This window comes from Micromonospora sp. NPDC049230 (assembly GCF_040647875.1).
GTDB lineage: Bacteria > Actinomycetota > Actinomycetes > Mycobacteriales > Micromonosporaceae > Micromonospora.
The window spans coordinates 1-13098 of the sequence record NZ_JBEZCZ010000033.1 but is presented as its reverse complement, the minus strand read 5'-3'; the positions used below and the strand labels follow the sequence as shown (position 1 = coordinate 13098).

At 69.7% G+C, this 13098-nt stretch carries 13 protein-coding genes; 6 read left to right on the top strand and 7 right to left on the bottom strand.

What is annotated here, in order from left to right:
* Positions 1–49: 49 nt before the first annotated feature.
* Positions 50–1030: a helix-turn-helix transcriptional regulator gene (locus tag AB0A95_RS24570; protein WP_357558113.1), complete on the bottom strand. Its 981-nt coding sequence runs from the start codon at positions 1028–1030 to the stop codon at positions 50–52.
* Between the two features lie 217 nt (positions 1031–1247).
* Between AB0A95_RS24570 and AB0A95_RS24565 the strand changes: the two genes are divergently transcribed.
* Positions 1248–2552: an MFS transporter gene (locus AB0A95_RS24565; protein WP_357558112.1), complete on the top strand. Its 1305-nt coding sequence runs from the start codon at positions 1248–1250 to the stop codon at positions 2550–2552.
* A gap of 142 nt (positions 2553–2694) precedes the next feature.
* On the opposite strand, the gene AB0A95_RS24560 is transcribed toward AB0A95_RS24565, so the two are convergent.
* The 3 genes from AB0A95_RS24560 to AB0A95_RS24550 form a co-directional block, all read right to left on the bottom strand.
* The gene (locus AB0A95_RS24560) at positions 2695–3507 is read right to left on the bottom strand and encodes a phosphotransferase (protein ID WP_357558111.1); all 813 of its coding nucleotides are present in this window, start codon (positions 3505–3507) and stop codon (positions 2695–2697) included.
* A 74-nt stretch (positions 3508–3581) separates the two neighbouring features.
* Positions 3582–3746, bottom strand: a complete 165-nt coding sequence (locus tag AB0A95_RS24555; RefSeq protein ID WP_357558110.1) for a hypothetical protein — start codon at positions 3744–3746, stop codon at positions 3582–3584.
* Complete coding sequence (locus AB0A95_RS24550; protein WP_357558109.1) at positions 3743–5188, bottom strand: radical SAM protein; 1446 nt, start codon at positions 5186–5188, stop codon at positions 3743–3745. The genes AB0A95_RS24555 and AB0A95_RS24550 overlap by 4 nt, the downstream gene beginning before the upstream one ends.
* Positions 5189–5435: 247 nt before the next feature.
* On the opposite strand from AB0A95_RS24550, the gene AB0A95_RS24545 reads away from it, so the two are divergent.
* Positions 5436–6230 (top strand): helix-turn-helix transcriptional regulator, encoded by a 795-nt coding sequence (locus AB0A95_RS24545; protein WP_357558108.1) that lies wholly within the window; start codon positions 5436–5438, stop codon positions 6228–6230.
* Positions 6231–6238: 8 nt separating this feature from the next.
* The gene (locus tag AB0A95_RS24540) at positions 6239–6577 is read left to right on the top strand and encodes a DUF296 domain-containing protein (protein WP_357558107.1); all 339 of its coding nucleotides are present in this window, start codon (positions 6239–6241) and stop codon (positions 6575–6577) included.
* Positions 6578–6677: 100 nt separating this feature from the next.
* Here AB0A95_RS24540 and AB0A95_RS24535 read toward each other — a convergent pair whose 3' ends face one another.
* Positions 6678–6941 carry a mycoredoxin gene (locus tag AB0A95_RS24535; protein ID WP_357558106.1) on the bottom strand — a complete coding sequence of 88 codons (264 nt, stop codon included), beginning with the start codon at positions 6939–6941 and terminating at the stop codon, positions 6678–6680.
* Positions 6942–7033: 92 nt separating this feature from the next.
* On the opposite strand from AB0A95_RS24535, the gene AB0A95_RS24530 reads away from it, so the two are divergent.
* The 3 genes from AB0A95_RS24530 (at position 7034) to AB0A95_RS24520 (ending at position 10064) form a co-directional block, all read left to right on the top strand.
* The gene (locus AB0A95_RS24530) at positions 7034–9196 is read left to right on the top strand and encodes an ATP-dependent DNA helicase UvrD2 (protein ID WP_357558105.1); all 2163 of its coding nucleotides are present in this window, start codon (positions 7034–7036) and stop codon (positions 9194–9196) included.
* A 123-nt stretch (positions 9197–9319) separates the two neighbouring features.
* Positions 9320–9568 (top strand): hypothetical protein, encoded by a 249-nt coding sequence (locus AB0A95_RS24525; protein WP_357558104.1) that lies wholly within the window; start codon positions 9320–9322, stop codon positions 9566–9568.
* A gap of 130 nt (positions 9569–9698) precedes the next feature.
* The gene (locus AB0A95_RS24520) at positions 9699–10064 is read left to right on the top strand and encodes a WhiB family transcriptional regulator (protein ID WP_357558103.1); all 366 of its coding nucleotides are present in this window, start codon (positions 9699–9701) and stop codon (positions 10062–10064) included.
* 306 nt (positions 10065–10370) lie between these two features.
* On the opposite strand, the gene AB0A95_RS24515 is transcribed toward AB0A95_RS24520, so the two are convergent.
* Both AB0A95_RS24515 and AB0A95_RS24510 read right to left on the bottom strand, forming a co-directional pair.
* Entirely contained in the window at positions 10371–11717 is a 1347-nt protein-coding gene (locus AB0A95_RS24515) for an AarF/ABC1/UbiB kinase family protein (protein ID WP_357558102.1), read from the bottom strand.
* Positions 11714–12826: a hypothetical protein gene (locus AB0A95_RS24510; protein ID WP_357558101.1), complete on the bottom strand. Its 1113-nt coding sequence runs from the start codon at positions 12824–12826 to the stop codon at positions 11714–11716. The genes AB0A95_RS24515 and AB0A95_RS24510 overlap by 4 nt, the downstream gene beginning before the upstream one ends.
* Between the last annotated feature and the right edge of the window lie 272 nt (positions 12827–13098).

Below are 13098 nucleotides of genomic sequence, written 5' to 3'. Positions count from 1 at the left end.
CCGATGGGACGAGTGGTGCCGCACGTCCCGACGGATGGGCCCCCGTGGATCACCGGTCCGTCAGCCGCCCCGAGTCACGGCGGCGTTGGGTCGGCGCCGTTGCCGGCCCGAACGCCACTGTGGATGGGGGCACCGCCTCGGTCAGCCGTCCCGTCGACTCGATCAGCCAGGAGAGGGTTTCCGACGCGGTAAGTGCCGCCGTGCATAGCCACTCGAACACCACTTTATAGCTATTTAGTGTGATTGCCTCGGTCGACATGACGTCGGTGAACCCCCCTTCGATGGCCAATGTCTCCGGATCGAGCGGATCGGCGAACCGGTAGACGGAGAACGCGGTCGGCGGAAGGTAGAAATTGCCGACCGGTGTGTCCCGGAGCAGCACATGCAGCGTCACGTTGGGCAGTAGGGCCAGCTCGCAGAGCTGGACCAGTTGCTCGTGCAGCACCTCGGGTGGCCCGGCCCGGTTGCCGAGGGCCGCCTCCTCCAGGACCGCTGTGTAGCGCGGCGCGTGCGGCTCCCGGGTCAGTAGCAACTGGCGGGCCATCCGCGCCTGCACCTCGGTCTCGGGTTCGTCACCGGGCTCCGGTTCACCGGCGCCCGCGCCGACCTCGCGGGCCGAGACGATGCGGACCTTGGCGTACCCCGGGGTCTGCAACAGGCCCGGCACCAACACCGGGTTGTACTCGCAGATCTCCGCGCAGCCGGCCTCCAGCTCGGCCCAGCTACGCTGCTGCTGAGTCATCACCGGGAAATTCTTCAACCAGCCCCGCATGTCGCCGGCCTCGCCGGTTATCCCGAGTAGCTCCGCGTGCAGCCCCTCGTCGGCTCCGTACAGAGCCAGCAGGACGCCGACGTCCTGCGGGTCCGGCCGGCTGCGGCCGTTTTCCAGGCGGGAGAGCTTGGACGCGGACGCCCAACCGATCCGCTCGATGACCTGATCGCCGGTGAGGCCCGCAGCCTCGCGCAGGCGGCGCAGTTCTAGGCCCAACCGTCGTCGACGCATGATCGGGCTGGGTGCGGCAGGAGGCACAGTGTCCTCTTTCCCGTCGACCGCCGCAGACGCGACGGTAACTGTATGAAATTCGCCCCCCACGGCCAGTATGGACGGCGCGACCGGCGTCGGAGGTTCCGGCGGGGGCGTGTCTTGCGAAAAATGGACCACGGGAACGCCGGATGACGACGGACCTGCGGTCGCAGTCCCGTCGACCACGCCCACCCCGGGCATGCCATCCCCGCCGGAGGGACCCATGCGCACCGTCCTGCGCCGACCCGACTTCCGCCTGCTCTTCGGTGGCCTGCTGGCCAGCATGACCGCCGAGTCGATCCTGCTGCTCGCGCTGGCCATCTGGGTCAAGGATCTGACCGGCTCCAACGGGCTCGCCGGCGGCACGATCTTCGCCGTCGTCGCCCCGATGACGTTGGCACCGGTGATCGGCTGGTTCGTCGACCGCCACCCACGCCGGCCGTTCTTCGTCGCCGCCAACGTGGTCACCGCGGCGCTGCTCACCCCGCTGTTCACCGTCGCGGACGCCGGTGACGTCTGGATCGTCTACCTGGTGGCTGCCCTGTACGGACTGTCGTCCATCACGCTCGGCGCGGCGCTCAGCGGGCTCATCCGGGAGTTGGTGCCGGTCGAGCTGCTGGCGGAGGCGAACGGCGCGTTGCAGACAGTGCGTCAGGGCATGCGGCTGGTCGGTCCGCTGGCCGGCGCGGCGCTCTACGCGGCACTCGGCGGGTGGGCGCTGGCCGGGGTCGGCATGGTCGGATTTCTGACTGCGGCGGCCGTGGTGACCGCGTTACCCACCCCGCACCAGGTGCCCCCGGCCCCGCGACTGCGCTGGCCGGCCGAGTTGGGCGCCGGTCTGCGGCATCTGGCCGGCGAGGCGGCCCTGCGTCGGGCCCTGCTCGGCTACGGGCTCGGGTCGCTGGTGATGGGCTTCAGCGAGTCGCTCATCTTCGCCTACGTGGACCAGGGGCTGCACCGGGACGCCGCCTTCGTGGGTGTGCTGGTCACCGTGCAGGGCGTGGGCGGGCTGCTCGGCGGGCTCTGCTCACCGACGCTGGTCCGCCGGCTCGGAGAGGTCGGCACACTGGCCGCCGGAGTCGCCTTCTTCTCCCCGGCCGCGCTCGTGCTCGCGTACCCTGATCTGCGGCTGGCGTTCGTGGCGGTGTTGCTGGCCGGCGTCTCCCTGCCCCTGACGATGGTGGGGCTGCACACGCTGATCCAGCGTCGGACCCCGCCGACGCTCGTCGGCCGGGTCGCCGCCGCCACCCAGGCGGTGGTCAGCGGGCCGCAGGCGTTCTCCATCGGGGCGGGCGCGCTGCTCGTCGGCTTCCTGGACTACCGGGTGCTGTTCGCGCTTGTCGGGATGGCCACCCTGGCGGCCGGCACCTACCTCTGGCGGGGCCGGCACCTGAGCGCGCCGCCCGGCACCCGCCCGCCACCGCCGCCGACCCGTCCGACCCTGCCGAGGGTCCCGGCGCCCCGGCAGCCGGCCGAGGACGCCGAGCGGCCGGTGGCGACCGGCACGCACCGGCCACCGCCCCGGTGACGGATACCGGACACGACGAGCGGTTGCCCCGGCCGGGGCGACCGCTCGTCGAGAGTGCTCCGGCCGGTCAGGCGTCGAAGAGGAGGCATCAACCCCTGCTCCTCGCCGACGTGCCGGAGGCCCCTCGGCGTGACAGGCGTTATCAGTGTTCTATCGCTATAGAGCGGAACTCCCGCCATGCGGCAGATGCCTCGATCAAACGGCGTGTCCAGTTGTCCGGGCTGACTCCGCCGATTTCCGCCCACATGCGGGCGGAAGCGTCGGCGAAGGCATTGATCCCCTGACTCGGCGCGACCTGCCAGGCAGTCACGCGTGCCGCCCACCGTTCTGCGGATCTGGGCGTATGTCCGGCGGCGATCAGCCAGATGACCCAGTAGGCGGCGTCCAGCCAAGGGGCACCCCGGGTTGCCCATCCCCAGTCCACGATGCGAGCGCCACCCGTGTTGACTATGACGTTGCCGTTATTCAGATCGGTGTGGAGGAACGCCTCGCCGGTGAAGTAGCTAAGCGTGCTTGCGTCCGCGTGGGACTGGAGCCTCTGTTCTGCCCGGCGCAGAGGAATTTCGGGACACTCGACTTGCCCAATCCTCGCTATCAACTCTGCAACGCGTGGAAGGTCGGGGGAGCCGGGAGCGTAGTTGGCCTGGTGGCCCTCCAGAGCCTCGAACACGAGAACGTCCCAACCCGCTTCAACGACGCGCGCATGCAGTGCTGGGGCGACGGAGCCCACGTACGGAGCGACCTCTGCTTCCCTTGCCTGCGTCCATACCCAGCGGTGATCGACTGGCAGAGCCTTCACGAAGAACGTGCCCTGCGGGCATGCCAGCTTGACGGCCAGCGCATTGTTCAAGCCCTCGGCAACTGGGGTTGCTGCTTCGTAGGGGCCTGTCGTGTCCTCGACTGCGAGCCGTACGGCTTGGGGTAGGTCGGTGTAGGAGATTCGGTTGATGGACAACGATGGTCCTCTGCACGAGGCCCCGGAGCGCCGCGCCATGGCACGTCAGCACTCCGGGGCAGCGGTTGGCTACGTCAGTTGTACGGGTTGTCGTCGCCGCAGCCGCGCTCGTTGCCGGTGATGAGGGCGTCGACCTGGGTGATGACGACCCCGGCGGGCTCCTGCTTGCTGGTTGGTTGCTTGCCGGTGCTCGCCGCCCGTGAGGGGCGGCTGGTGATCTCGACAGCCGTGACGGTCATGACCTCTCCTTGTCTCCGTGCTGGCAGTAGTGACTGAGTGGTGCCTTCGCCTCCTGGTACACGCGCGCCATGGGTCGGCATACCCGGCAGGTGGACGACAGCTTGCATCCGCTGCACCCGCCCGTGCGAAGCATCTGGGCGTCTGCGATCGCGGGCAGGCGCAACAGCCCTTCCGGGCCTTCGGTGATCAAGTTGATGGGGCTGTCCCGGCCGACCTTGCACATCGTCGTGAACCCGAGCGGGTCGACGTGGAAGGAAGTGTGCCCCGCCGGACAGCCCTGGAAGACATCGCTCTTACCGATCAGGCTGGGTACCTGTGATTCCAGAGTCGAGCCCTTACCCGTGTAGGTAGGGGAGATCGAGGCGTACTCCTTGAACGGCAGGCCGAGGTCACGGACGAGGGCTCGCATCTCGTCGAGTTCCTCAACGTTGTGCTTCGTGACGATCAACGCGACCCCAAGGGGCAGGCCTGCGTCAGCCGCAGCCTGTAAGCCCCGGTAAGCGCTCTTGAACGCGCCCCGCGTCTGTGTCAGGGCATCGGCAGTCTCAGGACTCGCCCCGTACACGGAGACGGTGATCTTGTGCGGCGGGTGCCTGTGGAAGGCGTCGAGCAGTTCCTCACGGTGGAGCCGGGAACCGTTGGTCAGGATCTCCATCATCATCCCGGCGGCGTGGGCATGCTCGTACGCAGGCACGAAGTCCTGGTCGATGAGCGGTTCTCCGCCGGTGATCTCGAACCAGATCACGCCCATGTCGCGGAGCATGTCGAGCAGGCGCAGCTTCTCGGGCAGGGGTAGCCCGGCGAACGGCCGCTGTTCCAGGTAGCAGTGTTCGCAAGAGAAGTTGCAACCCTTGTTGATCTCCCATGAGGCCCGGCTGTAGGTCACGGGCGAGACCGATGGTGGCCGCACCACCAACACCTCGTTGATGGGCTGGCCGGTCAGCTCGACCTGCCAGGCTTGGCGTGCGGCAATCCCGAACCAGGCCGGCACGACACCACCGCCGTCTGAGATGTCGGCAAGTTCGGCGTAGTTGGCGGAGGGAAGCTGCATGGCCTCTTGCCGGCCAGCGCGCACGGCGATGAACAGGTCTTCCTGAGGGCTGACGATCACCTGGTACATCCGATCCTCCTTGTCTCGAACCAAGACAGCCGGTGGACGCTCTCTCTTCTCCGTCACGACCGGCATCCGTTTCGGGAGGACCGTGCCCGCCTCCCAGGCGGCAACGACGGCCTTGACGGCTTCTTCCTGGTCGTATCGGCCGAGGGGATGGCCGCCCGTGCCGGGTCGCCTCACGTAGGCGTTCCAGCGGTTGTCGACGCTGGCGTGAATCCAGCCGATGTAGTCGCCCTCGCGTTCTATCGAGTAGCCGCCCATGACGCTCACTGTCAGGGTGACGCCGGGCAGGAACTCACGCTTCGCGGGTGGGATGCGACGTTCCACTGTTCACCTCCCGGCATCGGATGCAGTCCATGGTCTCGCCGCAGGTCGGGCACCATTGGACCTTGACTTTGAAGGCCACTAGTCCGGCCAGGAACCCCAGCCCGAGAGCCGCAAGCACCGCTGCCGCCACCACCCTCCGCTCCCTCCACGGTTAGGATTTCTGACACACCGAGCGTCACTCAGTGATTACGCGGGTGGAAGGACTTGGCTGTCTCCAACCCGCTCCAAGCAAGCGCGAGGCTGGGCTATGGGTGATCTAGGGCGGACACTGAGAGAGGCCCGTGAACAGGCGGGCCTCTCGTTGTCGGGCATGGCGAAGCGCACCGGCTACAGCCGGGGCTACATCGGCAACGTGGAGACAGGCGTCAGGGCGGTTACCCCAGACGTCATCAAGAAGTACGAGAGCGTCCTGGGAGAGGACTTGAAGCGGCGGCAACTCCTGCTCGGCACCATCTCGGCTCTGGCAGCAGGTGCGGCACCCGATACGGCTTCCTCCATCGCCAACGACATCAACGGTGGCCGTACGGGGATGCTGACGGGTGTCCAGACCACTCACGCCACGGACCGGGCGGTGGCCTCCCTGGTGGCCAGGAACGCCCCGTCGATCGCTTCGTTGGCCAAGTGGTGCAGGTCGGGCAAGGCGGTACTGCGGGTGAACTCAGCCGGCATCTTGGCCAAGGTTGGCTCTCCGGTGATCGACAACGAGGCGATCTCGGTTCTTCGGGCTGATGCCGAAGTTCGTGAGCTGTACCTGACGGCGGTCCTCCACCGCGTCCTCGGACTCGACTGGAACGTCTCAGCCGACCTCGCCGCAGCCCCGGAGCCGTTCAGCACGGACCAGCTAATGCTTCTGCAAGCCGAGCTGTCCAACCCCCACGACAGCGGGGCGCGCTACTGCTCGGTCCTTCTGCTGACCCGCAACCAGCGTTCAGAGCCGGAGGTCACCGCAGCCCTGCTGTCAGCGCTCAGGTCGGAGGCCAGCCGCGAGAATCTGCGGGCCATCGGTGCGGCGCTGGCGGGCGTCAACCCTCTCAAGATTTAGGAGTCCTGTTGTCTACGCATGTCGTGCAGGTCGATAAGGATCAAGAAGTCCTCCAGGTGCTCCAAGAGGAAGTCGATCAGCTCAACCTCGGCAACGCCGTCATCACTCTGATCGGGGCGGTCAACGAGGCCGAGGTTTCGGTCATGGCCAAGGACAACGAGAGCATCGACTACCTCCGTCGCTACTCTCAGCCGATGGAGTTGTCGGGAACCGGAGAAGTCACGGACGGCAAGGTCCACCTGCACGTCACCCTGGCGGGCGAGGACATCACGGCAGCCGGTCACCTTCACCGCGCCGTAGTCGGGGGCTTCTTCGTTCGGGCTTATCTGACTCCGGTTAGCGCGTAGCGAACTCTCCTGTCTGCCCTGTTCACCTACGCAGAAGCCCCGGCTCGCCACCGGGGCTCCTGCTACTACTAGGCCGCGTACACAGCAGTCGAGCGTTCGATCAGCTACCGACGCCGGCCTCCGCTAGAGCGCTCTTGACCTGCACGATCGAGGGGTTGGTCATCACGATCTCGTCGCCCCCACTGGGGGGAACTATGCGAATCGTGGGCACCGTCTGGTTGCCGCCGTTGACGCTCATCACGAACTCCGCGGCCTTCGGGTCCTGCTCGATGTCGACCACCTCGTACCCGATGCCCTCCCGGTCGAGCTGCGACTTCAGCCGGTGGCAGTAGCCGCACCAGGGGGTGGAATACATCGTCAGCATCCTCGGATCCTCCAACTCCTCCGGCCGCGGCTTGCGGATCAAGCCGAGGCTGTTCGCTGCAACGCTGGGAGGAGCTGGGATGATTCCTGGTTGTGGTGGTTCACTCAGCGTCGGAACAGGTGCTCGCCGGGCTCGACCCGGAGCAGCGCTCCGCGGTGACCGCACCCGCCGGACCGGTCTGCATCCTTGCCGGCGCCGGCACCGGCAAGACCAGGGCGATCACCTCCCGGATCGCCCATCGGGCGCTCTCCGGCGAGATCTCCCCCCGGCACGTGCTCGCTGTCACCTTCACCGCCCGCGCCGCCGCCGAGATGCGACACCGTCTCACTCTGCTCGGGGCGCAAGGTGTCCAGGCGCGGACGTTCCACGCGGCCGCGCTGCGCCAGGTGCGGTACTTCGCGCCCCGGCTGCTGGCCGGCCGCGCCATGCCCGAGCTGCTGGACAGCAAGGTGCGGCTGGTCACCCTCGCTGCGGCCCGGGTCGGCCTGCGCACCGACCGGGCCGCCGCGCGCGACCTGGCCGGCGAGATCGAGTGGGCCAAGTCGTCGCTCGTCGAGCCGACGGACTACGTGGTGGCCGCTGCCCGCGCCCTGCGCGACACACCGCACGAGCCGGCGAAGGTGGCCGACGTGTTCACCGCGTACGAGCAGCTCAAACGCTCGAACGGCGTGATCGACTTCGAGGACATGCTGCGCGCCGCGGTGTGGGGCATCGAGGAGCACCCGGACGTCGGCGAGCAGATCCGCGGCCAGTACCGGCACTTCGTGGTCGACGAGTACCAGGACGTCAACCCCCTCCAGCAGCGGTTGCTCGAAGCCTGGCTGGCCGGCCGCAACGACCTGACAGTGGTCGGTGACGCCAGCCAGACGATCTACTCGTTCACCGGGGCGACCTCGGCGTACCTTGTCGACTTCCCGCGCCGGCACCGGGGCGCCACGGTGGTCCGGCTGGTCCGCGACTACCGCTCCACCCCGCAGGTGGTCGGGCTGGCCAACGCGGTGATCGCCCAGGCCCGGGGCACCGAGGCGCGACTGCGGCTGGAGCTGAGCGGGCAGCGCCCACCCGGCCCCGAGCCGGACCTGCGGATCTTCACCGACGAGCCGGCCGAGGCGAACGCGGTGGCGGCGCGCTGCCGGTCGCTCATCGACGCGGGCACGCCGGCGAAGGAGATCGCCGTGCTGTTCCGGGTCAACGCCCAGTCCGAGGCGTACGAGAAGGCGCTCACCGAGGTCGGCGTCCCGTACGTCGTGCAGGGCGCGGAGCGCTTCTTCGAACGGACCGAGGTGCGCCAGGCGATGGTCGCGCTACGTGCCGCGACCCGCTCGGTCCCCGGGGAGACGCCGCTACCGGCCGCCGTCGTGGAGGCGCTCACCGCCGTCGGCTGGGCCCCGGACGCGCCCCCGGCCGGTGGCGCCGCCCGCGAGCGCTGGGAGGCGCTGTCCGCGCTGGTCCAGCTCTCCGAGGAGTACGCGGCCACCCCCGAGGTGGTGCCGATCGGCGAGGCCGCCTCGGTGGAGCGCCCGGTCACCCTCACCGACTTCACCGAGGAGCTGGCCCGCCGGGCCGCCCAGCAGCACGTACCGACAGTGGACGGGGTGACCCTCGCCTCACTGCACTCGGCCAAGGGGTTGGAGTGGGACGCCGTCTTCCTGGTCGGTCTGGCCGAGGGCACCCTGCCGACCACGTACGCCAAGACCGTGGAGCAGGTCGAGGAGGAGCGCCGGCTGCTGTACGTCGGCATCACCCGCGCCCGGCAGTGGCTGTGGCTGTCGTACGCCGCCGCGCGTTCGCCGGGCGGACGAGCCCGGCGGCCGTCGCGGTTCCTGCCTCAACTGGACCGCTCCGGCGGCACCGAGCGGGCGACCGGCGCCGGCCCGGCCCGCCGCCCCGAACGGCGGCGCACCCAGATCGTCTCCTGCCGGATCTGCGGCGCCACCCTGCTCGCCGGCCCGGACCGCAAGCTCGGCCGCTGCCCCACCTGCCCCTCCGACATCGACGATGAGCTGCACGAACGACTGCGCGAGTGGCGGCAGCGGGTGGCCGGGGCGCAGAAGGTCCCGGCGTACGTGGTCTTCACCGACGCGACACTTGTCGCGTTGGCCGAGCGGCGGCCCGGCCGGCCCGAGGAGTTGATCGCCATCGCCGGTATCGGCCCCCGCAAGCTGGGTCTCTACGGGGAGTCGGTGCTGGCGTTGGTCGATGGCGCGGGTGTCGACGACGTCTGCCCAGAGAAAACTTTCGAAATCGAGTCGTAAATTCGTTTGCCCTCGCCCCGGCGCGAGGAATAGCCTCAGGACACACCACGCGAGCGGCGCCATTCCGGCTGCTCACGGGGGTTGGTCCAGTCGATTCTGAGGAACGTGAGGGAGGTGGCACCCGTGAAGATCTTCACCTATGAGCGTCTGACGGCGATGCCGTCTGTCTGCGCTCCGCTGTCGGCTGTCCGGGTGGCCCTTGCGGCCGCACGACCGTCGGTTCCGCAGGTGCACCAGGTTCAGGCCGAGCTGATCCTGGCCGTCGCACCAACCGGAGTCGATGGGACCAGTGGCTTCACGGGCATGGACATCCAGGGCGTCAAGAAGCGCACCAATGTCCGCGGCGTTCCACCTCGAGGTAGACCTGTCTGACCATCAGACACCGGCTCACCTCGAGGCCGCGGAACCCGCTTACCGGGATCCGCGGCCTCAGTTTTTTGCCCCGCCGAAGTACGTCGGAATGCGATCCACGAGATCGATGTGAGAGAGAGGTGACCGGGAGATGAGTCTGGCGTTGGCCCCCCTCGACGTGAGTGTCGAGACGGAGGCGAACCTGCCCTGCCGGAAGTTCGACCCCGACCTGTGGTTCTCCGACTCGCCTGCCGAGCTCGAGCTGGCCAAGTCGCTCTGCGGGGACTGCCCGCTGCGCGTCGAGTGCCTGGCCGGGGCGGTGGAGCGGGCGGAGCCGTGGGGCGTCTGGGGCGGCGAGATCTTCGAGCGTGGCGCGGTTGTCCCGCGTAAGCGGCCCCGTGGCCGTCCGCGTAAGGAGGACGTCGCCCGTGACGCCGAGCTTCGGGTCGAGGCCGAGGCACGCCTGGCGGCCAGTGGGCTGTCCGAGGTGCGTGGCGCGGTCCGGCTGGCAGCCTGACATGTTCCCGACCCGTACCAACTACGCCGGTGTCACACCGGCAGTGAGCGAGAAGACGATGTTCAACCTTCCGAGTGGAGCCTTCGAGATGCAACTACTCCACGAAGCGTTGTCCCGGGCTCGAATGCGCCGGCCTCAGGCCGGTCGTACCACCACGAGCACTGAGGCAACCCGTTCCGCCCGTACCGTCGCCATGAGCAGCCGCAACCAGACGGCTCGCGACCTGGGCGTTCTCTAGATTCACCACGCGCAGAAGGGCGGGTGCCACCGGCACCCGCCCTTCGTCACGTCCTCAGCCTGGTGTGCTCACGCCACCGGGGCGAAACCGGGCAGCCAGCGTTCCAGGATGCCGCGGTACGGGGCCTTCGCCTCCAACTGGCAGAGCACCCCGATCGACCCGAGCGTCACCCGGTGGATCAGCAGGTACGACGGCGGCAGGTTGAGCTGCCTGCTCAGCTGGTACGTGGGGGAGCGGGGGCTGGCGAGTCGACCCGCCTCGCCCCGCAGCCAGGCCCGGGTGAACCGGAACCCGTCCGCCGCGATGGGCTCCAGCATCGGGCGGATGAAGTCGAGCACCCCCTCGGCGTCGATCTCCTCCGCCGAGCCGATGAACCCCTCCGACCGCAGCCCGGCGACCACCTCGTCGGCGTCGCCCCGCAGGGCCAGCGCGGCGATGCGACCGATCGGCTCCGGTGTGCCCTCCGGCATCCGGGCCACCGCACCGAAATCGATCACCCCGAGCCGGCCGTCGGGCAGCAGCCGGAAGTTTCCCGGGTGCGGGTCGGCGTGCAGCAGCCCCGCCCGCTGCGGCGCGGAGAGGTGCAGGGTGGCCATCAACCGGCCCGCCTCGTCGCGCTCCTCCTCGGTGCCCTCGCGGATGATGTCGGCCAGCGGGGTGCCCGTCACCCACTCGGTGACAAGCACCCGGGGCGCCGCGTTGACCACCTTCGGGATGTAGATCTCCGGGTCGTCGGCGTACGCCTCGGCGAAGGCACGCTGCGACTCGGCCTCCAGCTCGTAGTCCAACTCCTCGGTGATGCGTTCGCGCAGCTCGACCAGGAGCGGCTTGACGTCCAGGCCGGGCTGGATGGCCCGGAACATCCCGCCCAGGCGGGAGAGCTGCTTGAGGTCGGAGAGCAGCGCCTCGCCGGCACCCGGATACTGGATCTTGACGGCCACGTCCCGGCCGTTCGGTGCGCCCGACTCGTCGACCCCCGGCTCCCGCCACCGTGCCCGGTGCACCTGGCCGATGCTGGCGGCGGCGGCCGGGGTGTCGTTGAACTCGACGAACAGGTCCCGCCAGTCGGGGCCGAGCTGCTCGGCCAGCACCTTGTGCACGCTGGCCACCGGCAGCGGTGGCGCCGCCTCCTGGAGCTTGGTGAGCGCCTGGCGGTAGGGCGCGGCGATCTCCTCCGGCAACGCGGCCTCGAAGACCGACAGCGCCTGGCCGAACTTCATGGCCCCGCCCTTGAGCTGCCCCAACACGCTGAACAGTTGCTCGGCGGTGCGCTGCTGGATCTCCGCGGAGATCACGTCGGAGGCGAGCCCGGTGACGCGCTTTCCCATGCCGAGAACGGTCCGGCCGGCGAAGCCGAGCGGCAGGGCGGCGAGCTTGGCGGTGCGGGACACGGCGCGGCGCGGGATGTCGGTCACTCGGTCATTGTTACCGACCGGAGGGCCCCGCTGCTGCTCTGCGGCCGGGCTGGTGCGGACACTCGCCCCCGCGAGCACGCACAGGCCGGGTGTGGCGGCCAGCCCCGACGACGGAAACGGCCCGCACCAGTGATCTCCATCGCCCCTCCCAACGTCTCCGGCTGCCCGCCGTCGAGCTGTGCCAGTGCCTCGGCGAGCGCGTACCCGATGGCCGCGAACAGCGTCCCGGTCGCGCCGGCGGTCACCGGGTCGGCGGCGGCGATCTGGGCGGCGAGCCGCGGCCAGTCCGGGTCGCGGTCCGCCCGGTGCAGTTCGACGCAGTGCAGGCAGGGGCCGGCGGGTGGGCAGACCAACGGCCCGATGACCGGTACGCCCTCGCGCAGGGTGACCAGCAGGTGCGGCTGCCGACGGTGGGCGAGACCGGCGGCGAGCAGCGCGGGTGGCCGGTCCGTGCCGAGTTGGATCACCAGGTCCGCCCGTCCGCCCCGGATCGGCTGGGTGCCCGTACCCGGCGCGACGCGGTCGACCGCGGCCCGCACCGCCGGTGCCAGCGGCTGGCCCAGCTCGGCGGCGGGGATGCCGGTCCCGACCAGGTCGACGGCGCGCACCGGGCCGGTGAGAAGCGGCACCACCTGCCCGACGCCGGATTGGGCCAACGCCACAGTCAGCGGCCCGCCGAGCGCCCCGGCGCCGTTGAGCACGACTCGGGCGGCCCGTCGTCGGCGCAGCACCTGGGCGGGGGTGCCGGGCAGGCGAGCGGCGGCCAGGGCAAGCGCGCCGGCCTCCGCGGTGAGCCGGGCGCGGACCGGGCCGGCCAGGTCACGGGGGAGCAGGCTGTGCGCGGGCACCAGCAGGCCGGCCGTACGCAGGGCGTCGAGCAGGGTGCGCGCGTCGTCGACGGTGACCTGGGCGGTGGCCGCCTGAGCCAGCACGGCCCGCTCGCTGTGGGTGCCGTCGAGCAGGTCGAGCAGGTGGGCGGCGCGGGGATTGGCCAGCTCCAGCAGCACCGCCAGCCCGGGGCCGACGCCGAGTTGGAGGGTGTGCCGGTCCCGCCAGAGGCGGTGGAGGCCGGGCAGCAGCGTGGGACGCGGCAGTACGGTGCGACTCATGGTCACGAATTGTGATCACACGTTCGCGTTGGGTCGACGGTTGTCCACAGGCGCGCGAGCCCCTGTCCAGCGTTGTCCACAGGGTTCGCCGAGTTATCCACAGCCTGCCGACGAGGCTGTCGGTCACCCGACAGGGTCGCTCGCAACCCGCCGACCTGCGAGACGCCACGGGGGCGGGGGGGGGGGGCGGCCCCCCCCCCCCCCCCCCCCCCCCCGGGCGAGCGCGGCAGAGGACACGGATGGGGGGGCGGGATTTGAGGAAACAACAAAAA

Excerpts from the sequence above, each read along its gene's own strand:
- AB0A95_RS24565 (WP_357558112.1), top strand. The coding sequence starts at position 1,248 with ATGCGCACCGTCCTGCGCCGACCCGACTTCCGCCTGCTCTTCGGTGGC.
- AB0A95_RS24555 (WP_357558110.1), bottom strand. The coding sequence starts at position 3,746 with ATGACCGTCACGGCTGTCGAGATCACCAGCCGCCCCTCACGGGCGGCG.
- AB0A95_RS24545 (WP_357558108.1), top strand. The coding sequence starts at position 5,436 with ATGGGTGATCTAGGGCGGACACTGAGAGAGGCCCGTGAACAGGCGGGC.
- AB0A95_RS24535 (WP_357558106.1), bottom strand. The coding sequence starts at position 6,941 with ATGCTGACGATGTATTCCACCCCCTGGTGCGGCTACTGCCACCGGCTG.
- AB0A95_RS24520 (WP_357558103.1), top strand. The coding sequence starts at position 9,699 with ATGAGTCTGGCGTTGGCCCCCCTCGACGTGAGTGTCGAGACGGAGGCG.
- AB0A95_RS24510 (WP_357558101.1), bottom strand. The coding sequence starts at position 12,826 with ATGAGTCGCACCGTACTGCCGCGTCCCACGCTGCTGCCCGGCCTCCAC.